General features: G+C 55.2%; 23 protein-coding genes. 15 read left to right on the forward strand and 8 right to left on the reverse strand.

All coding sequences use genetic code 11. From position 1 onward, the window contains the following. Positions 1-3: 3 nt before the first annotated feature. The 7 genes from yhdP to csrD all read right to left on the reverse strand — a co-directional run bounded on the left by yhdP (position 4) and on the right by csrD (position 10,738). The gene (gene yhdP, locus AC2FAJ_RS14390) at positions 4-3,801 is read right to left on the reverse strand and encodes an AsmA2 domain-containing protein YhdP (RefSeq protein WP_485454254.1); all 3,798 of its coding nucleotides are present in this window, start codon (positions 3,799-3,801) and stop codon (positions 4-6) included. A gap of 42 nt (positions 3,802-3,843) precedes the next feature. Beyond that, positions 3,844-5,313, reverse strand: a complete 1,470-nt coding sequence (gene rng / locus AC2FAJ_RS14395; RefSeq protein ID WP_008502847.1) for a ribonuclease G — start codon at positions 5,311-5,313, stop codon at positions 3,844-3,846. After that, positions 5,303-5,896, reverse strand: coding sequence for a Maf family protein (locus tag AC2FAJ_RS14400; protein ID WP_041907832.1), 594 nt, complete (start codon positions 5,894-5,896; stop codon positions 5,303-5,305). Before AC2FAJ_RS14400 ends, rng begins: the two co-directional genes overlap by 11 nt. A 9-nt stretch (positions 5,897-5,905) precedes the next feature. After that, positions 5,906-6,394: a rod shape-determining protein MreD gene (mreD, locus tag AC2FAJ_RS14405; RefSeq protein ID WP_008502849.1), complete on the reverse strand. Its 489-nt coding sequence runs from the start codon at positions 6,392-6,394 to the stop codon at positions 5,906-5,908. Further along, positions 6,394-7,410 (reverse strand): rod shape-determining protein MreC, encoded by a 1,017-nt coding sequence (gene mreC, locus AC2FAJ_RS14410; protein ID WP_028014605.1) that lies wholly within the window; start codon positions 7,408-7,410, stop codon positions 6,394-6,396. Before mreC ends, mreD begins: the two co-directional genes overlap by 1 nt. A gap of 61 nt (positions 7,411-7,471) precedes the next feature. Next, positions 7,472-8,515: a rod shape-determining protein MreB gene (mreB, locus tag AC2FAJ_RS14415; RefSeq protein WP_000913396.1), complete on the reverse strand. Its 1,044-nt coding sequence runs from the start codon at positions 8,513-8,515 to the stop codon at positions 7,472-7,474. Between the two features lie 282 nt (positions 8,516-8,797). Next, positions 8,798-10,738, reverse strand: coding sequence for an RNase E specificity factor CsrD (csrD, locus tag AC2FAJ_RS14420; RefSeq protein WP_041907831.1), 1,941 nt, complete (start codon positions 10,736-10,738; stop codon positions 8,798-8,800). A gap of 182 nt (positions 10,739-10,920) precedes the next feature. Here csrD and acuI point away from each other — a divergent pair, with 182 nt between their 5' ends. The 14 genes from acuI (at position 10,921) to AC2FAJ_RS14490 (ending at position 23,852) form a co-directional block, all read left to right on the forward strand. Then, positions 10,921-11,895, forward strand: a complete 975-nt coding sequence (gene acuI, locus AC2FAJ_RS14425) for an acrylyl-CoA reductase (NADPH) (RefSeq protein WP_485454255.1) — start codon at positions 10,921-10,923, stop codon at positions 11,893-11,895. A 77-nt stretch (positions 11,896-11,972) separates the two neighbouring features. Beyond that, complete coding sequence (gene msrP, locus AC2FAJ_RS14430; protein ID WP_060572029.1) at positions 11,973-12,974, forward strand: protein-methionine-sulfoxide reductase catalytic subunit MsrP; 1,002 nt, start codon at positions 11,973-11,975, stop codon at positions 12,972-12,974. Next, a complete protein-coding gene (gene msrQ / locus AC2FAJ_RS14435) occupies positions 12,975-13,574 on the forward strand; it encodes a protein-methionine-sulfoxide reductase heme-binding subunit MsrQ (RefSeq protein WP_028014609.1) in 600 nt (199 codons plus the stop codon). It begins immediately after the preceding gene. A gap of 234 nt (positions 13,575-13,808) precedes the next feature. Then, the gene (gene aroQ, locus AC2FAJ_RS14440; protein ID WP_028014610.1) at positions 13,809-14,261 is read left to right on the forward strand and encodes a type II 3-dehydroquinate dehydratase; all 453 of its coding nucleotides are present in this window, start codon (positions 13,809-13,811) and stop codon (positions 14,259-14,261) included. Between the two features lie 21 nt (positions 14,262-14,282). Beyond that, positions 14,283-14,747, forward strand: a complete 465-nt coding sequence (gene accB / locus AC2FAJ_RS14445; RefSeq protein WP_485454256.1) for an acetyl-CoA carboxylase biotin carboxyl carrier protein — start codon at positions 14,283-14,285, stop codon at positions 14,745-14,747. 10 nt (positions 14,748-14,757) lie between these two features. Then, complete coding sequence (accC, locus tag AC2FAJ_RS14450) at positions 14,758-16,107, forward strand: acetyl-CoA carboxylase biotin carboxylase subunit (protein WP_003860388.1); 1,350 nt, start codon at positions 14,758-14,760, stop codon at positions 16,105-16,107. A gap of 109 nt (positions 16,108-16,216) precedes the next feature. Further along, positions 16,217-16,459 (forward strand): YhdT family protein, encoded by a 243-nt coding sequence (locus AC2FAJ_RS14455; protein ID WP_006178860.1) that lies wholly within the window; start codon positions 16,217-16,219, stop codon positions 16,457-16,459. Further along, positions 16,449-17,900, forward strand: a complete 1,452-nt coding sequence (gene panF, locus AC2FAJ_RS14460) for a sodium/pantothenate symporter (protein WP_041907819.1) — start codon at positions 16,449-16,451, stop codon at positions 17,898-17,900. The genes AC2FAJ_RS14455 and panF overlap by 11 nt, the downstream gene beginning before the upstream one ends. Positions 17,901-17,911: 11 nt before the next feature. Then, on the forward strand, positions 17,912-18,793 hold the full coding sequence (prmA, locus tag AC2FAJ_RS14465) for a 50S ribosomal protein L11 methyltransferase (protein WP_041907816.1): 882 nt from the start codon (positions 17,912-17,914) through the stop codon (positions 18,791-18,793). A 138-nt stretch (positions 18,794-18,931) separates the two neighbouring features. Further along, positions 18,932-19,672, forward strand: a complete 741-nt coding sequence (locus AC2FAJ_RS14470) for a carbonic anhydrase (protein WP_485454257.1) — start codon at positions 18,932-18,934, stop codon at positions 19,670-19,672. 330 nt (positions 19,673-20,002) lie between these two features. Then, positions 20,003-20,968, forward strand: a complete 966-nt coding sequence (gene dusB, locus AC2FAJ_RS14475; RefSeq protein ID WP_008502861.1) for a tRNA dihydrouridine synthase DusB — start codon at positions 20,003-20,005, stop codon at positions 20,966-20,968. 23 nt (positions 20,969-20,991) lie between these two features. Next, the gene (gene fis / locus AC2FAJ_RS14480; RefSeq protein ID WP_000462905.1) at positions 20,992-21,288 is read left to right on the forward strand and encodes a DNA-binding transcriptional regulator Fis; all 297 of its coding nucleotides are present in this window, start codon (positions 20,992-20,994) and stop codon (positions 21,286-21,288) included. 179 nt (positions 21,289-21,467) lie between these two features. Beyond that, positions 21,468-21,632 carry a DUF2556 family protein gene (locus tag AC2FAJ_RS14485; protein ID WP_014885446.1) on the forward strand — a complete coding sequence of 55 codons (165 nt, stop codon included), beginning with the start codon at positions 21,468-21,470 and terminating at the stop codon, positions 21,630-21,632. Positions 21,633-21,770: 138 nt separating this feature from the next. Beyond that, positions 21,771-23,852 carry a putative bifunctional diguanylate cyclase/phosphodiesterase gene (locus tag AC2FAJ_RS14490; protein ID WP_485454258.1) on the forward strand — a complete coding sequence of 694 codons (2,082 nt, stop codon included), beginning with the start codon at positions 21,771-21,773 and terminating at the stop codon, positions 23,850-23,852. Here the strand turns inward: AC2FAJ_RS14490 and envR are convergent. Continuing rightward, a complete protein-coding gene (envR, locus tag AC2FAJ_RS14495) occupies positions 23,768-24,484 on the reverse strand; it encodes an acrEF/envCD operon transcriptional regulator (protein WP_485454259.1) in 717 nt (238 codons plus the stop codon). The genes AC2FAJ_RS14490 and envR overlap by 85 nt on opposite strands. Positions 24,485-24,868: 384 nt before the next feature. On the opposite strand from envR, the gene AC2FAJ_RS14500 reads away from it, so the two are divergent. Beyond that, complete coding sequence (locus AC2FAJ_RS14500) at positions 24,869-26,008, forward strand: efflux RND transporter periplasmic adaptor subunit (RefSeq protein WP_485454260.1); 1,140 nt, start codon at positions 24,869-24,871, stop codon at positions 26,006-26,008.

The raw sequence follows: 26,008 nt of genomic DNA on the forward strand, positions 1-26,008 counted from the left end.
AAATCATTGCTGTGCATCTTTGCGCGGCTGGCGCAGCACCTCGTTAATCTGCGGTTTATCCACCGGACCGGTAATGCGGTAGCGCAGAATGGAGACCTTGCTCCACAGCGGCCCCAGCACTTTACTGGCGGCAAACACCGCCGCACCGACAATCGGGTTAACCACAAAGGCCGCCGCCACGCCCACGCTGGCGGAAATTTCCGGCGCCACCACGGCTTCCATATCCAGCTCGCGACGCACGAGGTTGACTGAGCCTTTCATGGCGATGTCCGCTTCCAGCCCATCCACCAGCGTGTCGTCCGTGTGCAGAACGCCGTCCTTGATCCACGCCGTACTGCGGATGGAATCGTAATAGAAACCTTCGCTGAAGGTGTCGCTGAAATCGAAGCGCAGCTTGCGCAGCAGCGCATCAAAGCTGAGGAGGCGCAGGATCTGCCCGGCGCGCCCCGTGCTCACATCGGCGATTTCACCTTTGCCAAAGTGTGTTTTCAGAATACCGTTCAGTGACGCTTCGTCCGGTGTCCACGGTGCGGCACGCCAGTGAAGATCGTAATTAACGTTAAACGAGGAGCCGCGCAGCGGCGTGCTGATGCCAAAGAAGTTGGCTGCCGCATCCAGCTTGTTGCCTTTAATGTCGCCCTTCAGGGACGTGCGCTGCTCGCCCGGGTTATTCACCCACTCTCCACCCGCCGTCATGCGGCCAAAGCCGGTGTCGATCAATCCGCCGGAGAGCTTGAGCGTATTCCCCTGGATGGCAAAATCACCGTCGATACGGCCATATTTTTGCCCCCACAGCCAGCACTCCGCGCAGCGCAGCTGCAGATCGGGCCAGCCGCTAAAATCGACGCGAGTAGTATTACTCAGCGGCGATGTATTCGCCGGTTTATCTTTACTCGCAGCAGCCGGGTTGTAGTAGAGATAGCGGATCGCTGCCTGCCACGGCGCGTTATTGCGCATGGTCAGCGTGCCGTTGATTTCCCGGCCCTGCGCCTCCACTTTTGAGCCGTTAGCGGTTGGCTGGGAGACAATGCTCAGATTGTTCCACTGCTGTCCGCCCAGCATCAGCGACGGCGTGCGTACGGTAATGGTCTGCGGGAACTGGGCGGCCTCATCAACGTTTTGCCCAACGCCTTTCTGGAACAGCGCCAGCCACTCTGCGCCGTCCATCGGCGGGAGATTCAGCTCAACGCCCGCATGCTCAGGCAACGGCGGCGTGGTTTTGCTGTCCGTCGTCCAGATGGCTTTGTCGAGGGTAAGCTTGCGGTTAAGCAGCCAGCGGCTGTTAAAGTGGTTTGTTCCGCCCGCGCTTCCGGTCAGCGCGAAGCTGTCCAGATTGCCATCCACGTTAAGCTTCACCGGCAGCGGCTGTCCGGCCTGTTTATCCAGCGGCGCAGGCAGCTGGCTTTGAAGATTCTTCAGGTCACCCGTAATGTCGACCTTATAGTGTGCACCCGCGTGATAAGGCAGGTCGATTGCCACTTTGCCCTGCCAGGCGACCGCGCCCGCTACTGACGCCTCAATCGGCTTCGGCAGGACGTCCATACGCGACGGCTGCCAGTTGCCGTCCAGATTAACGGCCACCTGATAAGCCTTTTGCCCCTCGGCTGTTGAGAAGTCGATATTCACCGGCTGATTAAACCAGCTGGCGGTCAGCGGTTCGCTTTTCAAATTACCGTTCACAAAGCTGAACTGTCCGCTGAGGTCTTTCAGGGTGCTATCAAGCGGTTTAATGTACAGGCTGTTGTTCTTCAGACGGACGTCACCTTTGGCGGTTGTCATTTCACCGTCCAGCGGGATATCCAGATGTAAGCGAGCATTCACATCGCCATCGAGCTGGAGCTGCTGAAGGGTCGCCGCCAGCGACTCTTTGAGTGGCGTCTCCTCAAAGTACGGCCCCACCGCTTTCCCCGGGCCGTTGATGTCGGCATCAATCAGCAGCTTCTCTTTTGAGTAGTCCGGGATGTTGGCCGTCAGGTTGCTGGCCGTTACGCCTCCCAGCGCAACGCTGTCCGCCCTCATCCATAATCCGTCGTTGAGGAAGTTAAGCTCGATATCCAGGTTTTTCAGCGCGGGCCAGCCCGGCTGGAACGCGAAGGTGGCGTCGTGCAGCGGCACCAGCACCTGGAACTGCCCCTCATTATGTTTGTACGGGAAAAGATGCGGGTTACCGCCGTAGACCAGCGTGGCGTTTTCCGCCTGACCGCCCTGAATTGCGCCGCTCAGATAGTCGACCAGCGCTTTACCCATCAGATTTTCCGGGAAATAGCGCCAGGCCTGAGAACCGTCATCGGTACTGATCCCGGCCAGAATGCCCAGCCACGGTTCGTCACCCTGCGGCTGTAAATAGCGGAAGTCACCCCGCGCGTGTACCGCTTTGGCTTTGACGTCGATATGGCGACCATCAAGCTGGAAGCCCTTATCGTTACGGAGCCAGTTAAGCACCGCGCTGCCCTGTTCAATTTCCAGCGGCGCGCGGAAGACCGTCTCGTAAGGCATTTTAGCGTTGTGCATATCGGCCGTGAGCCTGCCGTTCTCCACGCTGCCTTCCAGCTTGCCGCTGAAATGCTCCGCGCCCGGCAGCATCTTCCACTGCTTCCAGGCAAGATCTTTCCATGTTGCCTGGAAACGGGTTTTTTCCGTCGCCTGAAGCGGGATATCCAGCGCCAGAGAATCAATTTTTCCGCTCGGCTGCGTTGCCAGCCAGATCTCGCCCAGGTCCGGAGAGAGCTTTGCCGCCATGGAGCGCAGGCCTTCAATGGCCGCCAGATCCAGGTTACTGGCGCGGATGCGCAGCTCATCGCTGCGTTTGCTCGCCGCACCGCCCACGTCCTGCTCCGGCATCCAGGCCAGCGTCAGCGCACCGCGCGGCCACGGCTTGCCGTCCATCGTGATGCGCGTATCCGGGATGGCGAACTGCCAGCCCTCTTTTTCCTGCGTCACGTGCGCGGTGAGGTTATCGACGGAAAGCTGATGCTGCTGTCTTTCCCCCTTCCAGCTCGCGCCCCCTTGCTTCAGCCAGATATCGCCGCTGGCAAATTTCCCTTTCGTCAGGGTCATCCAGCCCTCAAGGCTGAAACGGGCGGTTTCCAGCTGCATGTTTTGCTGCAGCCAGTCGCCGAGCCAGGGCTTTACATCCACATCGTCGGCCTGCAGCCAGACTTTGCCGTTGTTTAACAGGCCGTCATCGTCACGCAAGTCCATACGCACCTGCATGACGCCGTGCTGGCCGTTCAGGCTGGAAAGATTGACCTGCCCCTCGGCGCGGTGCCGATCCTTACCGTTGAGCCAGGTCAGCTGTGGGATCGCCAGCTCGGCGCGCTGACCGGAAAGGGTAATAAAGCTCACTTCGCTGTCGCGCAGATCGAAATGATCGAACTGGCGGAGGAAGAGATCGCTGAAGCGGTTGGCTTCCAGGCCCTGATTGTTATCACCGCCAGTCAGCGGCGTATTGGTCAGAAACTGGAGTTGATAAAAGGTGAGATCGCGAAACTGCCAGCGCAGATGCAGCAGGCTTTGCCAGACGTCCAGCGCCAGGGTTACGCGTTTGATTTTGAGATGACCGCCATCTTTCAGGCTGGCGTTGATGTCACGGACATCCAGCGTCGGGCCAAAATTCTGCCAGCTGGCGCTAACCTGGCTTACGTCGACCGGCACGCCGGTGGTGGATTCGATTTTCGCCAGCAGCTGCGGACGCCAGCTGTCCAGATGCGGTAAAACGAGGCGTAGCCCGCTCACGAGCAACGCGACAATCACGACCAGCGTTGCCCCTGTAAGCACTAAAATCCCCGGCAATCGCCTCACGCATCTCTCCTTGTCAGCTTTCGTCACGCAGCGTACTGCGTTTTACATCATTACGACGTCAAACTGCTCCTGGTTATAGAGCGGTTCAATTTGTACTTTTACCTGTTTGCCGACAAAGATTTCCACTTCCGCCAGCGCGTGCGACTCTTCGCCTTTCAGGGCTTCAGCCACCGCAGGGGAAGCATAGACCAGAAAACGGTCTGAGTCGTAGGCATGATGGACACGGACAATTTCACGCATGATCTCGTAGCAGACCGTCTCCACCGTCTTTACCGTTCCGCGTCCATGGCAGGTTGGACACTCATTACACAGGACATGTTCCACGCTTTCGCGGGTCCGTTTCCGGGTCATTTCCACCAGGCCGAGCTGCGAGAAGCCGTTGATGCTGGTCTTCACGCGATCTTTACTCAGCGCCTGTTCCAGCGAGTGCAGCACACGACGACGATGGTCTTCATTACTCATATCGATAAAGTCGATGATGATAATGCCGCCGAGGTTGCGCAAACGAAGCTGACGCGCAATCGCCTGCGTGGCTTCGATGTTGGTGTTGAAGATGGTGTCGTCCAGATTGCGATGACCGACAAACGCGCCGGTGTTGATATCGACGGTGGTCATCGCTTCGGTCTGATCGATGATCAGATAGCCGCCGGACTTCAGCTCAACCTTACGCTCCAGGGCTCGCTGGATCTCGTTTTCGACATCATAGAGATCGAAGATCGGCTGACGCCCGGTGTAATGCTCCAGCAGGCCCGGCATTTCCGGGATGTATTCAGCGGTAAACTCCAGCAGCGCTTCATATGTCAGGCGAGAGTCCACGCGGATGCGGTCGAGCTGCGCGTCGGCAAAATCACGCAGCACGCGCTGCGCAAGCGCCAGCTCACCGTACAGCTGGTAGCGAGTCTGGTTGCGTTTTTTACGCTCCATCACTTTGGTCCAGACGCGCTTCAGGTAAGCCGCATCCGACGCCAGGTCTTCTTCGCTGATCCCTTCTGCAGCGGTACGGATAATAAACCCGCCCTGTTCATCGCAGTAGGCGCTGACCACTTTCTTCAGCCGCTCGCGCTCGCTTTCGCTCTCAATACGCTGCGAAACGCCCACGTGTGACGCGCCGGGCATAAAGACCAGATAGCGGGAAGGTAAGGTAATGTCGGTGGTCAGACGGGCACCTTTGGTGCCAAGGGGATCTTTCACCACCTGCACCATTAAGTCCTGGCCCTGACGCACCAGCTCGGAAATGTCGCGCACGGCAAACTGCTTTTGCTCTTCGCCCGCGACGCACTCGGTGTGCGGCATGATGTCGGAGGCATGTAAAAATGCCGCCTTATCCAGTCCAATATCTACAAAAGCCGCCTGCATACCCGGCAGTACACGACTGACACGACCTTTGTAGATATTGCCTACTATTCCGCGCCGCGCTTCACGCTCAATATGAATTTCCTGAAGAATGCCACCGTCAATATAGGCCACACGGGTTTCCGATGGCGTTACGTTTACCAACAATTCAGCCGTCATAATTATCCCTTCCCTCACGCAGTGAGTTAAAATTGCTCAGCAACTCATACGTTTCCACCAGCGGTAAGCCGACTACGGCGTGATAGCTGCCATTAATCTTCCTGACAAAACAGCCACCCAACCCTTGAATACCGTATGCACCTGCTTTATCCATCGGTTCACCGCTGGCAATATAAGCGGCGATCTCGTCGTCGGTAATCACTCTGAACGTGACATCCGTAACCACCAGGCAATCCAGCACGTGCTGGCTGTCCGCCAGCGCGACGGCCGTCATCACCTGGTGCGTTTGCCCGGACATCTTGCGCAGCATGCGCGCCGCATGGCCGGCGTCATGCGGTTTCTCGAGGACTTCACCGTTAAGGATAACGATGGTATCTGCTCCCAGCACGGGCAGATCGCGCGGCACACAGGCCACGCCCGCCTGCGCTTTCTCGCGTGCCAGGCGAGACACGTACTGCTGAGCACTTTCGCCCTCAGCACGTTTTTCTTCAATGCCGGTCACGATGCGTTCAAAAGAGACCCCTAACTGCGTCAGGAGTTCCTGACGGCGCGGGGAGCCGGAAGCAAGATACAGAGACGTCATAGAAACCTTTTATTGCACAGCAAACTGCTGGCGAACCTTACGCATCAGCAGGAATAGCCACGGCCAGAGCACACCGTTTACTACACTACTCCAGAACACTTCCGGTCGGAAAGAGACGTTGATCACTAAAAACTCTGCCCAGAAAACAACGATATCCGCAGCAAGCGACAACAGCATCACGACCAGGGCCTGTTGCCAGAGCGCGAGGTTACGGAAGAGCTGGAATTTCAGTGCGACGAGGTACGCAATAATGCTCATGGACAGGGCGCGCACGCCCAGCGTAGAGCCACTAATGAGATCCAGTATGGCACCCATCACAAAACCCGTGCCGACATTTACGCGATGCGGCAGGGCAAGGATCCAGTAAAGTAAAATGAGCAAGACCCAGTTTGGCCGGAAAACGAGAATGTTATCCGGCCAGGGCATAATCTGCAGCAACAGTGCAATGAGGAACGAGAGCCAGATGACCCAGCGTCCCTGGCTACGATAGCTTGCCACTACTGCCCTCCCGAAGAGAGTTTAGGCGGTGGCGGCGCATCAGGCTGCGGCTGCGTTAACCCGGTTGCCGGCGCAGGCACGGGCGCAGGCGGCCCCATAGAGTCCGCTGGCGGAAGAACCTGCGGCATCATCTGCATCAGGCGTTCGTTCGCCACGCGATGCACCTCTTCAGGCGTCATCGGGTTAGCACCGTTACGATCGGCCCCCCAGAGCAGCAGCAGGTAGCGCAGACGCTGTAAACCGGCGGTTGGACGGGCCTGAATCACGGTGTATGCACGCTGCGTATCCAGCTTAACCGAAGAGACCACCGCAACCGGGTAACCTTCAGGGAAGCGTCCACCGAGACCGGACGTCACCAGCACGTCGCCGACACGGATGTCCGTGTTAGCAGGCAGATGTTCCAGCTGCAGATCGTCCGTGCAGCCGTTACCGGCCGCAATCACGCGGATATCGTTACGCAGGACCTGGATCGGCAGTGCGTGGGTGGCGTCGCAAATCAGCAGCACGCGGCTGGTCAGTTTGGCGACGGCAACGACCTGGCCTACTACGCCCTTATCACTAATGACGGGCTGACCTTCATACACCCCGTTCACGCTCCCTTTGTCGATCACAACCTGATCGCTGTAAGGGTCGTTCACGGTGGAGATCACCTGGGTAACCATCTTCTGCTCGTCCTGACGCAGCGGCGAGCCGAGCAGTTCACGCAGACGCGCGTTTTCCTGCTTGTATTGCCCCAGCATCAGCAGTTCGCTGTTTTTCAGCAGCAATTCCTGGCGTAATGCCCGGTTTTCAAGTTCGAGCTGGTCTCGTGAAGACAGCGTTTGAGAAACGGAGTCGAGCAGTTCACGGGGACCATTTGATATAAAGTAGAAAGGACTGACGGCGGTATCCATGTACGTTCGGATCTGGCTGAACGTACCGAGGCGGCTATCGGCAATAATGACGCCAAGCGCAACCAGAACCGCCAGAATGAGGCGAAACTGTAGCGATGGGCCACGGCTAAAAATTGGCTTCATAGGCTATGCGTATTCTCGTGTCAGAGAGAAAGGGTAGCGATTCGCTACCCTTTCACCATGACTACTCTTCGCTGAACAAGTCGCCGCCGTGCATGTCGATCATTTCCAGCGCCTTGCCACCACCGCGGGCGACGCAAGTCAGTGGATCTTCTGCAACTACGACAGGAATACCTGTCTCTTCCATCAACAGGCGGTCGAGGTTACGCAGCAGCGCACCACCACCGGTCAGAACCATACCGCGCTCGGAGATGTCGGACGCCAGCTCTGGTGGGCACTGTTCCAGCGCAACCATTACCGCGCTCACGATGCCCGTCAGTGGTTCCTGCAGTGCTTCCAGAATTTCGTTGGAGTTCAGGGTAAAGCCGCGTGGAACACCTTCCGCCAGGTTACGGCCACGCACTTCGATCTCACGCACTTCATCGCCCGGATATGCAGAACCGATTTCGTGTTTGATACGCTCTGCGGTGGCTTCACCGATCAGAGAGCCGTAGTTACGGCGCACGTAATTGATGATGGCTTCATCGAAGCGGTCACCACCGATACGTACGGAGGAGGAGTACACCACGCCGTTCAGTGAGATAACGGCCACTTCAGTGGTACCACCACCGATATCCACCACCATAGAACCGGTGGCTTCAGAAACTGGCAGACCCGCACCGATTGCCGCAGCCATTGGCTCTTCAATCAGGAACACTTCACGTGCGCCTGCACCCTGGGCAGATTCACGGATTGCGCGACGTTCTACCTGGGTTGCGCCAACCGGCACACACACCAGAACACGCGGGCTTGGGCGCATGAAGCTGTTGCTGTGAACCTGCTTGATGAAGTGCTGAAGCATTTTTTCAGTCACGAAGAAATCAGCGATAACGCCGTCTTTCATTGGGCGAATAGCGGCGATGTTGCCAGGGGTACGACCCAGCATCTGCTTCGCGTCATGACCCACTGCGGCCACGCTTTTCGGCGAGCCTGCACGATCCTGACGAATGGCCACAACAGAAGGCTCATTCAATACGATGCCTTGTCCTTTTACATAAATAAGGGTATTCGCGGTACCCAGGTCAATGGACAGGTCATTGGAAAACATGCCACGAAATTTTTTCAACATACTAAGGGATAATCCTGAAAGCTGGGGCGGAAAACAAAATCCGCTTACTTTACCAACCACACGCAGCAGCGACAAGGCGCAAAAATCATCTGCAACGGTGAAAATTTGTGCAGTACGTTTCCTGTTGTTACAAATTCATCCCCTGACTCCCTCAGGGCTGAGTAAACAGTCGTGTTCCTCACTGATATTTGTAACCCATTAAAGGTCGTTCACTGGCTTTTTGCTCGACATACTCAAAGCTACAGGCGCGATATTCTACGTGAAAACAACGTAAACGGCAGGTCAAACAGAGTATCTTTGCAAATATTTTTTCACGTTTGTGTCAAGCGGCTGAGAGGCGGCAAAAAAATCGCCCTGACCGCCCGTCACTCCGCGCTCTGTTAACATCTGCCATTCGCCTCTGGAGCGCACGCCTGCGGCAAATACCTGTGTTCGCGTTCCCTTACACGCTTCAACCAGACTCTGAACCAGCAGCTGGTTTTCCGTGCGCTTCTCAATATTCCTTACCAGCCCCGGATGTAGCTTTAATAGCTCCACATCCAGCTCCTTGATCCAGCTGGTACTGACCAGCGTTAAACCCGCCTGCGTTACCGCGACACGGGCACCGAGCGCGTTGATCAAACGGACCACCGGACGCAACCGGCTGATGTGTTGACCCACATCCGCCTCAGCAAGTTCAAAAATAATGCGTTTGCGTTGCGATTTTTCGCATTGCATTAATGTATCACGCAGCCAGCGCTGAAAACGCGGGCGTATTAATGACTCAACGGTAACCTGTAACGCCAGATTCTCTTCAGGCCAGAATGATAAAAATGGAATCAGGCGTGTAATTTGCTGGCGGTCATACTCTTCGGAGAGCCCAAATTGCAGAACCATCGGCAGATATTCCGCAGAAATAACCTCTTCCGTCCCGTCGAAAATACGGCACATCAATTCCCGGTGGTGGACAAAACCGTTCTTCATGACCGCCGGTTTTTGATAAATACGCGGCCCGCCGCGACTCAGCATTTGCTCAATCAAAGTACGCCAGCGCACGTTTCCACGCCCTTTTTCAGGCAGCGAATCATCATAGACCGCCCATCCGTTCGCCCCTTGCAATACCGCGTTGCGGGTGGCCGCTTCCGCATGCTCCATCACCTGCTCTGTCGACTGTCCGCCGCGCCAGGCGCAAATTCCCATATGGACCATATCGTCTCTGTCGAGCATTTTGCTCTGCGGCAGCGCGTCGACGGCCTTAAGTAGCTGGCTGGCAATGCTTTCTGATTCCTTCAACGTGCGATGCGGCAGCAATACGGCAAAGTCGCTGCGGTGGTAGCGGGCCAGCAGCGCCCCCGGATAGCGCATAATAAAGGTGGAGAGCAGGTTGATCAGCGTAAAGAGATTTTCTTCCGCCGCCCGCTGCCCCCATGTGTCGCGCAGCAGATCGAAATCGGGCAGGCGAATCATCATCACCACCCCGTGCGTGCCCACTTTTTCCGGGTCGTCGAGCAGCGTGGCGAGTTGATTGTCAAAGAAAAGGCGGTTGTTAAGGCCCGTTTTATTATCCTGCGCGGCATAAGAGCGGATCAGCGTATCCATTCGGCTGCGCTGGTCGCTGGCAAACTGGATCTCTGAGAGCAGCGTATCCAGCGCGCTGCTGGCGCGTGAGGGCCATTCATGGACCGAGCCGCGAACCTGCGGGCCGCGTTCACCGTTCAGGATACGCACGGAACGGATCTCCAGCAGTTCCTGGCCTGAAAGCTGGCGGCGCAGCCAGCGGACCGCGAGAAAAATCAGCAAAATAATGAAGGCGACGGCAACAGTAAGCGGCGCGGTGGTCATCATAGAACGGAAATAGCTGGCCATCGGATCGAGGTAGACCATGTGTATGGTCATCCCCGGATTTTTGAGGGAGTGCACCGTTACTTCCCGATACTGGCTCACCACGCCCGCAGGTCGATAGCTGTCCTGTCGTTCATGGCTTAAAACCGGATGCTTTCCCTGCTGGATGTCGACCTGAATAATATCAACCGGCACCATCAACTCATCCAGCTCCCGGGATAGCTCAGGAAGTGGAGTGGTCAGCAGACGCGTATCAATGACCGACGCAACGGACTGCACCCGGTTGACCAGTTTGTCCTGAATGGCGTTATAAAAGCTCAGAGAGCAACCAAGAAGCGTGACAAAGATGGTAAGCCCCGTCAGCAGGGTGATAAAAGCCGAGAACTTCGTCGTTAATCGCATCCTTGAGATTACTCCGTGGGTTGATGGGGTAGCGAGTAAGCGCTAACTTGCATTTCAAATGCGGCATACTACCAAACCTGGCGTATCTGGCAATTTATTGCGTTAAATCGGCATTGCTTTACCCTGAGCGAGTATAGTCTTCAGGAACTCTTTTCCAATCATCTGAGCCGTGAGGACCCCGTATGCAGGCTTTAATCTTAGAACAGCAGGACGGCAAAACGCTTGCCTCAGTACAGGCCGTAGAAGAGACTCGCCTGCCGGAAGGCGACGTCACCGTCGACATCGACTGGTCCAGTTTAAATTATAAAGATGCGCTGGCGATCACCGGCAAGGGTAAAATCATCCGAAATTTCCCTATGGTGCCGGGTATTGATTTTGCTGGCCGGGTTCATAGCAGCGAAGATCCCCGTTTTCATGCGGGCCAGCAGGTGCTGCTCACCGGCTGGGGCGTGGGCGAAAATCACTGGGGCGGGCTGGCAACGCAGGCGCGCGTGAAGGGCGACTGGCTGGTGCCTATGCCGAAAGGCATAGATGGCCGCAAAGCGATGATCGTGGGTACCGCAGGCTTTACCGCCATGCTGTGCGTGATGACGCTGGAAGAGGCGGGTGTTCGCCCCGAGTCGGGTGAAATTGTTGTGACCGGGGCCAGCGGTGGCGTGGGCAGCACGGCGGTCACGCTGCTGCACAAGCTGGGTTATCAGGTTGCGGCGGTTTCCGGCCGTGAAAGCACGCATGATTATCTGCGCCAGCTCGGCGCCAGCCGCATTCTTGGCCGCGATGAGTTTGCCGAGACCCGCCCGCTGGAAAAACAGGTCTGGGCAGGTGCGGTGGATACCGTCGGTGATAAAGTGCTGGCAAAAGTCCTGGCGCAGATGAACTACGGCGGCTGCGTGGCAGCCTGCGGCCTGGCGGGCGGATTTGCCCTGCCAACGACCGTCATGCCATTTATTCTGCGTAACGTCCGCCTGCAGGGCGTGGATTCCGTGATGACGCCTGCGGCTCGCCGCGCAGAGGCATGGGAGCGTCTGGTGCGCGATTTGCCGGAATCGTTCTATACCCAGAGCGCTACCGAAATTACGCTCAGCCAGGCACCTGAATATGCCAGTAAGATCATGGATAACCAGTTCCACGGCCGCGCGCTGGTGAAAATCGCCTAATCTTCAAATTTTCGTGACATATTCGCGCTAACGCTTCTCCTCCGTCATGCTTAGAAAAACGCATGACGGAGGATGCCATGAAAAACCGAAAACTGACGGAAGCCGACGTAACGTCTGAATCTGTCTTTATGTTACAGCGCCGCCAGATCCTGAAAATGCTTGGCATCAGCGCCACGGCACTGACGCTCTCTCCAGCGGCACACGCCGACCTGCTCGGCTGGTTTAAAGGCAACGATCGCCCTAAGGCGCCTTCCGGTGCCCCGCTTACCTTTACCAAACCCGCCGAATGGCAAAACACGCTGGCGCTCACGCCGGAAGATAAAGTCACCGGCTACAACAACTTCTACGAATTTGGTCTGGATAAAGCCGATCCTGCCGCCAATGCCGGCAGCATGAAAACCGATCCGTGGACGCTGAAAATCGACGGTGAAGTGGCAAAACCTCTGACGCTGGACCATCACGATCTGACCACCCGCTTCCCGCTTGAGGAGCGTATCTATCGCATGCGCTGCGTAGAGGCCTGGTCGATGGTGGTCCCCTGGGTAGGCTTCCCGCTGCATAAGCTGCTGGCGATGGTTGAACCCACCAGCAACGCAAAATACGTCGCCTTCCAGACGCGCTACGCCCCGGACGAGATGCCGGGCCAGAAAGACCGGTTCATCGGCGGCGGGCTGGAGTATCCATACGTTGAAGGGTTACGTCTTGACGAAGCCATGCATCCCCTTACCCTCCTGACCGTCGGCGTTTACGGCAAGGCGCTTCCGCCGCAGAACGGTGCCCCCATCCGTTTAACCGTGCCGTGGAAATACGGTTTCAAAGGGATTAAATCGATCGTCAGCATTAAGTTGACCCGCGAACGTCCGCCGACGACATGGAACCTGGCGGCGCCGGGTGAATACGGCTTCTTCGCCAACGTGAACCCGCATGTGGATCATCCCCGCTGGTCGCAGGCGACGGAACGCTTTATTGGCTCCGGCGGCGCGCTGGACGTGAAGCGCCAGCCCACGCTGCTGTTTAACGGGTATGCGGATGAAGTGGCGTCCCTTTACCGTGGCCTCAATTTACGGGAGAACTTCTGAGTGCGTTTAACGGCAAAGCAGATTACCTGGCTGAAAGTACTGCTGCATTTAGCCGGGATACTTCCTTTTATCTGGCTGTTCTGGGCGGCCAGCCAGGGCCTCTTTAGCGCCGATCCGGCAAAGGATATCCAGCATTTTACCGGTCGGATGGCTCTGAAATTTTTGCTGGCCACCTTGCTCGTCTCACCGCTGGCACGCTACGCTAAACAGCCATTATTGATACGCACCCGTCGGCTTTTGGGGCTATGGTGTTTTGCCTGGGCGACCCTGCACCTCACCAGTTACGCCCTGCTGGAACTGGGAATTAACAATCTGACACTGCTTGGCCGCGAGCTGGTAACACGCCCTTACCTGATGCTGGGCATTGTTAGCTGGCTGATCCTGCTGGCGTTAGCGCTGACATCCACGCAATATGCGCAGCGAAAGCTGGGCCGTCGCTGGCAGTTGCTGCACAACTTCGTCTATCTTGTCGCGATCCTCGCCCCCATTCATTATCTGTGGTCGGTGAAGATCCTCTCTCCGCAGCCGGTCCTTTACGCGCTGGCAGCCGTGGCGCTTTTAGCATGGCGTTACAAGAAGTTCCGCCAGTGGTTACGATAGTTCGCGAAACTGTGCGTTTTCCCGCAGATTACCTCTCAACCGCAAATCTTTTTTGGATTGCGGTTGATAATCTTCCCTGATAAGACCAGTATTTAGCTGCCAAATGCTACGAAATCGTTATAATGTGCGACCTTGGTTCGCCTGACAGCGGTTTTGGGCCTCTGAAAAGGTGACATTTGCGCTTCGACGGTATATTTTGTTTTTTACCCGAAAATCGCAGGAGATAGCGGCATAATGACTGATAAGTTCCACATCTTAGTTTTAAACGGACCGAACCTGAACATGCTCGGCACCCGTGAGCCAGAGAAGTACGGCACGCTGACATTGAGCGAAATTGTTAACCGTCTGAGCACGGAAGCAGCCTCGCTGAATGTGGATTTGGATCATTTTCAGTCAAACGCGGAGTACGCAATCATCGACCGTATTCATCAGGCTAAAGACACTGTGGACTATATCCTGATCAATCCGGCCGCGTTTACGCACACCAGTGTTGCTATCCGCGACGCACTGCTCGCGGTGAGTATCCCGTTTATCGAGATCCACCTGAGTAACGTGCACGCCCGAGAGCCGTTCCGCCACCATTCGTATCTGTCGGATATCGCTGCTGGCGTTATCTGCGGACTGGGCGCAGACGGCTATTCATACGCTTTACAGACAGCGGTAAAACGCTTGTCACAATCACACTAAACAAGAGTACGGAACCCACTCATGGATATTCGTAAGATAAAAAAACTGATCGAGCTGGTTGAAGAATCAGGCATCTCCGAACTGGAAATTTCTGAAGGCGAAGAGTCTGTACGCATCAGCCGTACAGCCCCAGCCGCTAGCTTCCCGGTAATGCAGCAAGCTTACGCTGCGCCAGTGCAGCAGCCTGCGCTTTCCGCAGCCGTTGCGCCAGCAGCAGCTGAAGCCGCACCTGCCGCTGCAGCAGAAATCAGTGGTCACATCGTACGTTCCCCAATGGTTGGTACTTTCTACCGCACCCCGAGCCCGGACGCGAAGGCGTTCATCGAAGTGGGTCAGAAAGTCAACGTAGGCGATACCCTGTGCATCGTTGAAGCGATGAAAATGATGAACCAGATCGAAGCTGACAAGTCAGGTACTGTGAAAGCGATTCTGGTCGAAAGTGGTCAGCCGGTTGAATTTGACGAGCCGCTGGTCGTCATCGAGTAACGAGGCGAACATGCTGGATAAAATTGTTATCGCCAACCGTGGCGAGATTGCACTGCGTATTCTTCGTGCCTGTAAAGAACTGGGCATCAAGACCGTGGCCGTGCACTCAAGCGCGGATCGCGATTTAAAACACGTATTGCTGGCGGATGAGACGGTCTGTATTGGCCCGGCTCCGTCCGTAAAAAGCTATCTGAACATCCCGGCTATCATCAGCGCCGCTGAAATCACCGGCGCGGTGGCAATTCATCCGGGTTACGGCTTCCTCTCTGAGAACGCCAACTTTGCTGAGCAGGTTGAACGCTCTGGCTTTATCTTCATCGGTCCGAAAGCCGACACCATTCGCCTGATGGGCGACAAAGTGTCTGCAATCACCGCAATGAAAAAAGCTGGTGTTCCAACCGTGCCAGGCTCTGACGGCCCTCTGACCGACGACATGGATGCTAACCGTGCTCATGCTAAACGCATTGGCTACCCGGTTATCATCAAGGCGTCCGGCGGCGGCGGCGGTCGCGGTATGCGCGTTGTGCGCAGCGATGCTGAACTGGCGCAGTCCATCTCCATGACCAAAGCGGAAGCGAAAGCGGCTTTCAGCAATGACATGGTGTACATGGAAAAATACCTGGAAAACCCACGCCACATCGAAATTCAGGTGCTGGCTGACGGTCAGGGTAACGCGATCTATCTGGCAGAACGTGACTGCTCCATGCAGCGTCGTCACCAGAAAGTGGTCGAAGAAGCGCCAGCGCCGGGCATTACCCCGGAACTGCGTCGCTACATCGGCGAGCGTTGCGCCAAAGCGTGCGTCGATATCGGCTATCGCGGGGCGGGTACCTTTGAGTTCCTGTTCGAAAACGGCGAGTTCTACTTCATTGAGATGAACACCCGTATTCAGGTTGAACACCCGGTTACCGAAATGATCACCGGCGTTGACCTGATCAAAGAGCAGCTGCGTATCGCAGCCGGTCAGCCTCTGTCCATCAAGCAGGAAGAAGTTGTGGTGAAAGGCCATGCGGTAGAGTGCCGTATCAACGCCGAAGACCCGAACACCTTCCTGCCAAGCCCAGGTAAAATCACGCGTTTCCACGCGCCGGGTGGCTTTGGTGTGCGCTGGGAGTCTCATATCTACGCTGGCTACACCGTACCTCCGTACTATGACTCAATGATCGGTAAGCTGATCTGCTACGGCGAAAACCGTGACGTGGCGATTGCCCGCATGAAGAACGCCCTGCAGGAGCTGATCATCGACGGTATTAAAACCAACGTTGATCTGCAGATGCGTATCATGAGCGACGAGCACTTCCAGAATGGTGGAACGAATATCCACTACCTGGAGAAAAAACTCGGCCTGAACGAGAAGTAAGAGAGCTGTGTTGCTAAAAGGCCGGATTATCCGGCCTTTTTTTATTTCTGGGGATCGCAAAGCCCCATCATGTACAATCCCCGCTTTCTGCATCCACAAGGGACAAAAAATGGACAAACGTTTTGTTCAGGCCCATAAAGAAGCGCGCTGGGCGCTGTGGCTGACCCTTCTCTATCTTGCCGCATGGTTAGTAACTGCTTACTTACCTGACTCCGCTATTGGCATCACCGGCCTGCCGCACTGGTTCGAAATGGCCTGCCTGCTGGTACCGCTGGTGTTTATCCTGCTGTGCTGGGCAATGGTGAAATTTATCTACCGGGATATTCCGCTGGAGGACGATGATGCAGCTTGAAGTCATTCTGCCGCTTGTCGCATACCTGCTGGTCGTGTTTGGTTTATCCATTTACGCCATGCGCAAAAGAACGACCGGTGCTTTTCTGAACGAGTATTTCCTCGGCAGCCGTTCGATGGGCGGCGTTGTGCTGGCAATGACGCTGACCGCGACCTATATCAGCGCCAGCTCGTTTATTGGCGGCCCCGGTGCGGCCTACAAGTACGGGTTAGGCTGGGTTTTGCTGGCGATGATCCAGCTGCCTGCCGTCTGGCTCTCCCTCGGTATTCTTGGTAAGAAATTTGCCATTCTGGCGCGCCGCTATAATGCCGTCACGCTCAACGATATGCTCTTTGCCCGTTACCAGAGCCGCCTACTGGTGTGGCTGGCGAGCTTAAGCCTGCTGGTGGCCTTTATTGGCGCGATGACGGTACAGTTTATCGGCGGGGCACGCCTGCTGGAAACGGCGGCCGGGATCCCTTACGAGACAGGCCTCATCATCTTCGGGGTAAGCATCGCGCTCTATACCGCGTTTGGCGGGTTCCGCGCCAGCGTGCTGAACGATACGCTGCAGGGAATGGTCATGCTCATCGGCACGATTGTTCTGCTGGTGGGGATTGTTCATGCCGCGGGTGGACTCACTCATGCGGTGGAAACCCTGGAAGCGATTGACCCGAAACTGATTTCACCGCAGGGCGCGGATGATATCCTCTCGCCGACCTTTATGACCTCGTTCTGGGTGTTAGTCTGCTTCGGGGTGATTGGTCTGCCGCATACCGCTGTGCGCTGTATCTCCTATAAAGACAGTAAAGCCGTTCACAAGGGCATCATCATCGGGACGATTGTGGTCGCGGTCCTGATGTTTGGTATGCACCTGGCAGGTGCATTAGGGCGCGCGGTGATCCCCGACCTTACCGTGCCGGATCTGGTGATCCCGACGCTGATGGTTAAAGTGCTGCCGCCCTTCGCCGCCGGAATTTTCCTCGCAGCGCCAATGGCCGCCATTATGTCGACCATTAACGCCCAGTTACTGCAAAGTTCCGCTACGATCATTAAAGATCTCTATCTGAACCTGCGCCCTGAGCAGGTTGAAAATGAACGTCGCCTGAAGCGGATGTCTGCCGTCATTACGCTGGTGTTAGGAGCTTTGCTGATGTTAGCTGCATGGCGTCCGCCGGAGATGATCATCTGGCTGAACCTGCTGGCGTTTGGCGGTCTTGAAGCCGTTTTCCTGTGGCCGCTGGTACTAGGTCTTTACTGGGAACGCGCGAACGCTGCAGGCGCGCTGAGCGCGATGATTGTTGGCGGTGTGCTGTATGCCATCCTTGCGACATTTAAGATTCAGTATCTGGGCTTCCATCCGATTGTGCCTTCGTTACTGCTAAGTTTACTGGCGTTTGTGGTGGGGAACCGTTTCGGTCAGCCCGCCCCACAACCCGCTATGATTTCTACTGATAAATAAAGAGTTTTGCCATGCCGTGGATCCAACTAAAACTGAACACAACCGGCGCGAACGCCGAAGAGCTAAGCGATGCGCTGATGGAAGCCGGCTCTGTCTCCATCACCTTTCAGGACACGCACGACACGCCGGTCTTTGAACCGCTGCCGGGCGAAACGCGCCTGTGGGGTGATACCGACGTGATCGGCCTGTTCGATGCCGAAACCGACATGAAAGAGGTGGTGGCGATTCTGGAAAACCATCCGCTGCTGGGCGCAGGCTTCGCGCATAAAATCGAACAGCTGGAAGACAAAGACTGGGAACGCGAGTGGATGGACAACTTCCACCCGATGCAGTTCGGCAAACGTCTGTGGATCTGCCCAAGCTGGCGCGAGGTTCCCGATGAAAACGCGGTGAACGTGATGCTTGACCCAGGCCTGGCGTTTGGCACCGGCACCCATCCAACCACGTCTCTGTGCCTGCAGTGGCTGGATGGTCTCGATCTGGATGGTAAGACGGTGATCGACTTCGGCTGCGGTTCCGGGATCCTCGCGATTGCCGCGCTGAAACTGGGCGCGGCGAAAGCCATCGGGATCGATATCGATCCGCAGGCCATTCAGGCCAGCCGCGATAATGCCGAGCGTAACGGCGTCTCCGATCGTCTGGAGCTTTACCTGCCGGAAGCGCAGCCAGAAGCCATGAAAGCCGATGTGGTGGTCGCAAACATTCTCGCGGGCCCACTGCGTGAACTGGCGCCATTAATCAGCGTGCTGCCGGTTGAGGGTGGCCTGCTGGGTCTGTCCGGCATCCTGGCAAGCCAGGCGGAGAGCGTTTGCGAAGCCTACGCCGATCTCTTTGCGCTCGACCCGGTTGTAGAGAAAGAAGAGTGGTGCCGCATTACCGGTCGTAAAAAATAAGTATTTGGCGTGGTCCTCTGACCACGCCTTTTCTCCTCGAATATTCCTCCCGCCCCTGGCCTGCCTCCGGTAAAATAACCCTACAAATCATATTGATAAATTTTGATTTGGATAATAAAAATTCACGGGAAGAATATTATGAAACACGTTTATAGCAAGGCAGCGCTGTTAGCGCTGAGCATGATCTCGGCTTCAGCATGCGCATCACACTGGAGCTACAAAGGAGAAAGCTCACCGGAGCACTGGGGTGAGCTGGATGAAGCGTACAAGACCTGTAACAGTGGAATGAACCAGTCTCCCATTGATATTGATTCAACCGCTAACGCCCATCTCTTCCCGCTGCAAACGCACTACGTTGACGGCCCTGTGTCGCTGACAAACAATGGCCATACTATTCAGGCAAGCGAGCAGGCCGACACTCGCGACACTATCACGCTGGATAAGCAAACCTGGACATTACAGCAGTTCCACTTCCACGCGCCGAGCGAAAACACCGTGCACGGCAAGCATTACGCGATGGAGATGCACCTTGTGCATAAAAATGCGAAGGGGGAACTGGCGGTGGTCGCGGTCATGTTCGACAAAGGGGCAGAGAACCGTGAGCTTGATAAACTGTGGGACGTTATGCCTCAGCAGGCTGAGCTGAACGTCTCCATCAAGCAGGAGCTCAACCTGAATAAGCTGCTGCCGGAAGATAAAACGTACTGGCGCTTTAGCGGCTCGCTGACAACGCCACCGTGTTCAGAAGGCGTTACCTGGATCGTGCTTAAGCATCCTCTGACGGTCTCCGCCGGGCAGCTCGAGAAATTCACCCACACAATGCATCACGATAATAACCGGCCGGTCCAGTCCCTCCATGGTCGTGTTATCCTCGAATAACGTCTATTTTTTGCCCTGAGATCATGTTCTAAAATGCGACGCAGATCGCAAAGAAGTGGGGAAATCTGCTGTTAAAAACAGCAGATTATCCCGCTCATCTGTCGCATTTATTCAGAAATGATGAGAAGTTACGGGAAATTGTAAGCGCACATAAAATAGCCATCATCGCATAACTCAATGATTTAAATAATGAATAATTTTAAACGAAAAGATTGCGCGGCGATTCCTTGATCTACAACAGTGGATTGTTCAAAGTTTGGCCTTTCATCTCGTGCAAAAAATGCGTAATATACGCCGCCTTGCAGTCACAGTATGGTCATTTCTTAACTCATGCGCATCGGACACCACCAGCTTAGAAATCGCCTGATCGCAGCCCCAATGGCAGGTATTACCGACCGGCCGTTCAGGACGCTGTGCTATGAGATGGGAGCCGGTTTAACCGTATCCGAGATGATGTCGTCTAACCCGCAGGTTTGGGAAAGCGATAAATCCCGCCTTCGGATGGTGCACATTGATGAACCAGGTATTCGCACCGTGCAAATTGCCGGAAGCGTGCCTGAAGAGATGGCAGATGCCGCGCGTATTAACGTGGAAAGTGGTGCCCAGATTATTGATATCAATATGGGTTGCCCGGCCAAAAAGGTGAATCGCAAGCTTGCAGGTTCAGCCCTTCTGCAATACCCCGACCAGGTGAAAGCTATCCTGACGGCGGTTGTCAGCGCAGTGGACGTTCCTGTTACGTTGAAGATTCGCACGGGTTGGTCGCCGGAACACCGTAACTGTGTAGAGATTGCCCAACTGGCCGAAGATTGTGGTATTCAGGCCCTGACCATCCACGGACGCACTCGCGCCTGTTTGTTCAATGGTGAAGCTGAATACGACAGCATTCGGGCAGTTAAGCAGAAGGTTTCCATTCCGATTATCGCGAATGGCGACATAACTGACCCGCTTAAAGCCAGGGCTGTACTCGACTATACGGGAGCTGATGCTCTGATGATAGGACGTGCAGCTCAGGGAAGACCCTGGATCTTCCGGGAAATCCAGCATTATCTGGACACTGGGGAGCTGCTTGCCCCACTGCCTCTGGCAGAGGTAAAGCGCTTGCTTTGTTCGCATGTTCGGGAACTGCATGACCACTACGGTCAGGCAAAAGGGTACCGAATTGCGCGTAAACACGTCTCCTGGTATCTCCAGGAGCACGCTCCAGATGACCAGTTTCGGCGCACATTCAACGCCATTGAGGATGCCAGCGAACAGCTGGAGGCGTTGGAGGCATACTTCGAAAATCTTGCGTAATGAAATAAAGAGCTGACAGAACTATGTTCGAACAACGCGTAAATTCTGACGTACTGACCGTTTCTACCGTTAACTCTCAGGATCAGGTAACTCAAAAGCCCCTGCGTGACTCGGTTAAACAGGCACTGAAGAACTATTTTGCTCAACTGAATGGTCAGGATGTTAATGACCTGTATGAGCTGGTACTGGCTGAAGTTGAACAGCCACTGTTGGACATGGTGATGCAATACACCCGCGGTAACCAGACCCGCGCTGCGCTGATGATGGGTATCAACCGTGGTACTCTGCGTAAGAAACTGAAAAAATACGGCATGAACTGATACTAATCAGTTAAATGCTTGTTTAAAAAGGCGCTACCTGGCATGGGGATGCGCCTTTTTTATTGTCTTATTCTTTCACCGTCAACGCTTTGTAAACCTTTGCTTATCCCGCTTTTAAACCGCTTCTTTTCGTGTATATTTCCACCACTTCAGTGGCTCTCTTCTCGCGGAATGACACAATGATTCGTAAATACTGGTGGCTGGTCGTCTTTGCAATCTCCGTTTTTCTATTCGATGCCCTCCTGATGCAGTGGATTGAACTGATGAGTACCGAAACCGACAAGTGCCGCAATATGAACTCCGTCAATCCGCTGAAATTAGTGAACTGTTCAGAACTCGATTAACACCCTGCCGTCACCAACCTCCCCGTATTACCCACTAAAAACGGGGATTTAAATCCCTTTGAGCCGTTACCTGACGGTGATAATGTCTCGCCCTTCTCAACCTCTCCTGCGTAACGTCATACTCGAGTAGAACCGACCATGCTGGTTAGCCAATACAACCCTATCCTTGTAGCCCTCTCCTTTGCTGTTGCCATCCTTGCTGCTTACACCGCGCTGAATATGGCTGCACGCGTCGCCGGGAGTCAGGGCGTCGCAGCGCGCGTCTGGCTGGCGGGAGGCGGTGTTGCGATGGGCATTGGCGTATGGGCCATGCACTTTATCGGCATGCTGGCGATGGATCTCTCCATGAGCATGAGCTACAACGCGACCCTGACGATTTTATCTATGGTCATCGCCGTGGGGTCGTCACTGTTTGCGCTATGGCTCGTCAGCTGTGAACAACTGCGCATGCGCCGCCTGCTCCCCGGCGCTCTGGTGATGGGAATCGGCATTGTTGCCATGCATTACACCGGTATGGCGGCGCTGGAGGTGAGGCCGGGGATCGTTTGGGACACGCAGTGGGTGGCCATTTCGGTCGTGATTGCGCTTGTCGCTTCGCTTGCAGCATTGTGGCTGACCTTCCGCCTGCGCCACGAAGCCGCTCAGGTGGTGCTGATGCGCCTGGGTGCCGCCATCACGATGGGAATTGCTATCGCCGGTATGCACTACGCCGGGATGAAGGCCGCGCAGTTTCCAATGTCCACCATGGTTCACCATCAGGGTATTAACGGCAGCTGGCTGGCCGTGCTGGTCAGCGTCGTCGCGCTCTCTATTCTTGGGATCACCCTGCTGGTGTCGATGCTGGATGCCCGCCTGCAGGCACGAACCGCCCTTCTGGCCTCGTCGCTGGCAGAAGCGAACCGGGAACTTGCGCAGCTGGCGCTGCACGATACGCTGACGCGTCTGCCCAACCGTATCCTGCTGGAGGACCGGCTCGATCAGGCCATCAGCAAAGCTGACCGTGAAGGTACCCATTTTGCCCTGATGTTCATGGATCTCGACGGTTTTAAAGCCATCAATGACGCATACGGCCATGATGTCGGTGACAGGCTGCTGGTCGCCGTTACGCAGCGTCTGCTGCATCTCCTGAAGGGCCAGTTTACCCTTGCACGCATTGGCGGCGATGAGTTTGTTCTGCTGGCTGAGGGAGAAGGTCCGGACGATGCGGCCTCGCTGGCAAATTCGCTGGTGCGGGCGATCGATAGCCCGTTCACTCTCGACCCCTACGAACTGGTGGTAACGCTTAGCATTGGTATCGCCCTGTACCCTCACGACGGCAAAACCGAACGTGAGCTGATGTTTAACGCCGACGCGGCGATGTATCACACCAAGCATATGGGCCGAAACGGCTATCACTTTTTCCAGCCCTCCATGAACACTCTGGCGCAGACCCATCTTCAGTTAATGAACGATCTGTGGATGGCCGTCGATCGTAATGAACTGCGCCTGCTTTATCAGCCAAAGTTTCACGCGCCCGCGGGCCCTCTCCTCGGGTTTGAGGCGCTGCTGCGCTGGCAGCATCCAAAGCAGGGTTTACTGACGCCGGATCTTTTCCTGCCGCTGGCGGAAAAAACCGGGCTTATCATCCCTATTGGTAACTGGGTGCTCAATGAAGCCTGTCGCCAGCTGAGAGAATGGCATCTGCAGGGGCATCGAAACTGGTCAATGGCAGTAAACCTGTCGACGCTGCAGTTCGAACAGCCCTCGCTGGTTAAAACAGTGCTCGACTGCCTGGAGCGTCATCACGTCCCGCCGGAAATGTTAATCCTGGAAGTCACGGAAACTACGGCGATGAGCAACCCCGATGAGAGCGTGCGGGTGCTGACAGAGCTGACGGATGCTGGGGTGAAAGCCTCGATTGATGATTTTGGGACCGGATATTCGAGCCTGCTGTATCTCAAGCGTTTACCGGCCTGTGAACTGAAGATAGACAGAGCATTTGTGAAAGAGTTAAGCGGTGAAAGCGAGGATGCCACTATTGTCTCTGCCATTGTGGCCCTCGCGAAAACGCTCAACCTGAAAGTCGTGGCCGAAGGTGTGGAAACCGAAGCGCAGCAAGCCTTTTTGACGGAGCTGGGCTGTAATACCTTACAGGGTTACCTGTTAGGTAAACCCGCCAGCGCGCAGACCATCGAGGCGCTTTGTGCACGGGGTGAAATGTTGCCAGGCGCTGAGCCGTAATTATTATGAGGCGACACGCGCAAGAGAGGGAGTGTCGCCAGAATACTGTCGACCAGGGCTGGCGCCTGCTGATAAAGATTAAAACTGTCGGTATTCATTAACCAGTTTTTAATGATGCCGCTAAAAAAACCGTGGAATACGATCATGGTCAGCTCAACGTTCACCTGCGACGAAATGATGTTTCGAGAAATACATTTTTCCAGCGTAACGCGCAAAGAATCATAATTGAACCCAATACGTTTCCGAATTTCACCCTCTGAAATCATATCGCTAGTAAATTCACATTTATGATACAAAATTTGTAATAGCGCACATTGACGGGGTTCGCGTGCGATATACTGAAGCGCAGTAATGAATTGCTCACGAAGTATTAACAACGGATCATCATTTTCGGAGAGAGAAAGCCTGTCGCGAATGATGTCACGTAGCGGTAATTGCTGTTCCCAAATGGCATTAAATATCTCTGCTTTACTGGTAAAGTGCCAGTAGATAGCACCACGCGTAACCTTTGCGGCATCGGCGATATCCGTCAGCGTCGTGCTGGCTACGCCTCGCGTCGCAAACTGCCCGATAGCCGCCTCAATCAACTGCTGTCGGGTTTGTTGAGCCTCTTCTTTCTTTTTACGCGCCATTAACAGCTACTCTTTACTCGCAGGGTATATACATAACATCAGGTTCGGATGGCTGGAAGTATTCACTAAAAGTCGTTTTAATTTTGCACAAAAAAAGTCAATTTACTTAATCTATAAACAATCTAAATAAATACCCGAAATTAAATTCACGGAATGAATAAATTTACCGGTTAAGCTCTATTAGCCTGATTTAGCGGGCAGAAGTATAGCCGTATTTTCTACGGGACTGATTCTGATTTTCCTCTCAGGCCTCGTCATTCGCACTTATAAATTAAAAAACATTAAATACCCTCATTATTATACGCAGCTACATTTTATTTTTTCCCTCTGCCCCACTACCGATCTACGGCAAACATCGGTTAATGGGTATTTAAAGGAACAGTCATGACGAATCATTTCAGACGTTTACCCTTAGCCGGTTTCATTGTCTGCGCTGTACTGCTCACTGGGTGCGATGGCCAGGAAAATCAACAACAACATGCACAGGCGCCTCAGGTCAGCGTCTATATCGTGAAAAGTGCGCCGCTGGCCGTCACAACTGAACTCCCGGGCAGAACAGATGCGTTCCGCGTTGCGGAGGTTCGTCCACAGGTTAGCGGTATCATTCTGCGTCGCAACTTCACGGAAGGTAGCGATGTAAAAGCCGGGGACTCACTTTATCAAATTGATCCTGCGACCTATCAGGCGGCTTACGACAGCGCGAAAGGCGAGCTGGCAAAGGCGCAGGCGGCGGCCAATATTGCACACCTGACGGTGAAACGTTATCTCCCACTGGTGGGAACACAGTATGTCAGCAAACAAGAGTATGACCAGGCCGTGGCCACGGCCCAGCAGGCAGATGCCAGCGTTGTCGCCGCAAAAGCGGGCGTTGAAAGCGCACGCATCAACCTTGCGTATACCAAAGTAACGTCCCCTGTCGATGGCCGCATCGGCAAATCCAGCGTGACGGAAGGGGCACTCGTGACGAACGGGCAGGCCGCAGCGCTGGCGACGGTCCAGCAGCTTGATCCGATTTATGTCGATGTGACCCAGTCGAGCAATGAATTTATGCGCCTGAAGCAGACGAGCCTGCAAAAAGGCGACACGGCCAGCAGCGTTGAGCTGCTGATGGAGAATGGTCAGCCCTATCCGCTGAAAGGCACCCTGCAGTTCTCCGACGTTACGGTGGATGAAAGCACCGGCTCAATCACGCTGCGCGCCATTTTCCCGAACCCTCAACACCTGCTGTTACCGGGGATGTTCGTTCGCGCCCGCATTGATGAAGGCACACAGCCAGATGCCATTCTGGTTCCGCAGCAGGGGGTGACCCGAACGCCGCGTGGCGACGCAACCGTGCTGGTGGTTAATGATAAAAACCAGGTTGAATCACGTACCGTCGTTGCGCCTCAGGCCATTGGCGACCGCTGGCTGGTGACGGAAGGGCTGAAAAACGGTGACCGCGTGATTGTCAGCGGATTACAAAAAGTCAGACCAGGGGCTACCGTCGTCGCCACGCCAGATACCATCACGACTCCCGCCAATTAA

The organism is Enterobacter cloacae complex sp. 385G4, from assembly GCF_057320665.1.

Coding starts and splice junctions, on each gene's coding strand:
- AC2FAJ_RS14400 (WP_041907832.1), bottom strand. CDS start 5,896: ATGACGTCTCTGTATCTTGCTTCCGGCTCCCCGCGCCGTCAGGAACTC.
- msrP (WP_060572029.1), top strand. CDS start 11,973: ATGAAAAACCGAAAACTGACGGAAGCCGACGTAACGTCTGAATCTGTC.
- aroQ (WP_028014610.1), top strand. CDS start 13,809: ATGACTGATAAGTTCCACATCTTAGTTTTAAACGGACCGAACCTGAAC.
- AC2FAJ_RS14470 (WP_485454257.1), top strand. CDS start 18,932: ATGAAACACGTTTATAGCAAGGCAGCGCTGTTAGCGCTGAGCATGATC.
- accC (WP_003860388.1), top strand. CDS start 14,758: ATGCTGGATAAAATTGTTATCGCCAACCGTGGCGAGATTGCACTGCGT.
- rng (WP_008502847.1), bottom strand. CDS start 5,313: ATGACGGCTGAATTGTTGGTAAACGTAACGCCATCGGAAACCCGTGTG.
- AC2FAJ_RS14490 (WP_485454258.1), top strand. CDS start 21,771: ATGCTGGTTAGCCAATACAACCCTATCCTTGTAGCCCTCTCCTTTGCT.
- accB (WP_485454256.1), top strand. CDS start 14,283: ATGGATATTCGTAAGATAAAAAAACTGATCGAGCTGGTTGAAGAATCA.
- AC2FAJ_RS14500 (WP_485454260.1), top strand. CDS start 24,869: ATGACGAATCATTTCAGACGTTTACCCTTAGCCGGTTTCATTGTCTGC.
- panF (WP_041907819.1), top strand. CDS start 16,449: ATGCAGCTTGAAGTCATTCTGCCGCTTGTCGCATACCTGCTGGTCGTG.
- csrD (WP_041907831.1), bottom strand. CDS start 10,738: ATGCGATTAACGACGAAGTTCTCGGCTTTTATCACCCTGCTGACGGGG.
- envR (WP_485454259.1), bottom strand. CDS start 24,484: ATGGCGCGTAAAAAGAAAGAAGAGGCTCAACAAACCCGACAGCAGTTG.
- prmA (WP_041907816.1), top strand. CDS start 17,912: ATGCCGTGGATCCAACTAAAACTGAACACAACCGGCGCGAACGCCGAA.
- fis (WP_000462905.1), top strand. CDS start 20,992: ATGTTCGAACAACGCGTAAATTCTGACGTACTGACCGTTTCTACCGTT.
- dusB (WP_008502861.1), top strand. CDS start 20,003: ATGCGCATCGGACACCACCAGCTTAGAAATCGCCTGATCGCAGCCCCA.
- mreB (WP_000913396.1), bottom strand. CDS start 8,515: ATGTTGAAAAAATTTCGTGGCATGTTTTCCAATGACCTGTCCATTGAC.
- AC2FAJ_RS14485 (WP_014885446.1), top strand. CDS start 21,468: ATGATTCGTAAATACTGGTGGCTGGTCGTCTTTGCAATCTCCGTTTTT.
- acuI (WP_485454255.1), top strand. CDS start 10,921: ATGCAGGCTTTAATCTTAGAACAGCAGGACGGCAAAACGCTTGCCTCA.
- AC2FAJ_RS14455 (WP_006178860.1), top strand. CDS start 16,217: ATGGACAAACGTTTTGTTCAGGCCCATAAAGAAGCGCGCTGGGCGCTG.
- mreC (WP_028014605.1), bottom strand. CDS start 7,410: ATGAAGCCAATTTTTAGCCGTGGCCCATCGCTACAGTTTCGCCTCATT.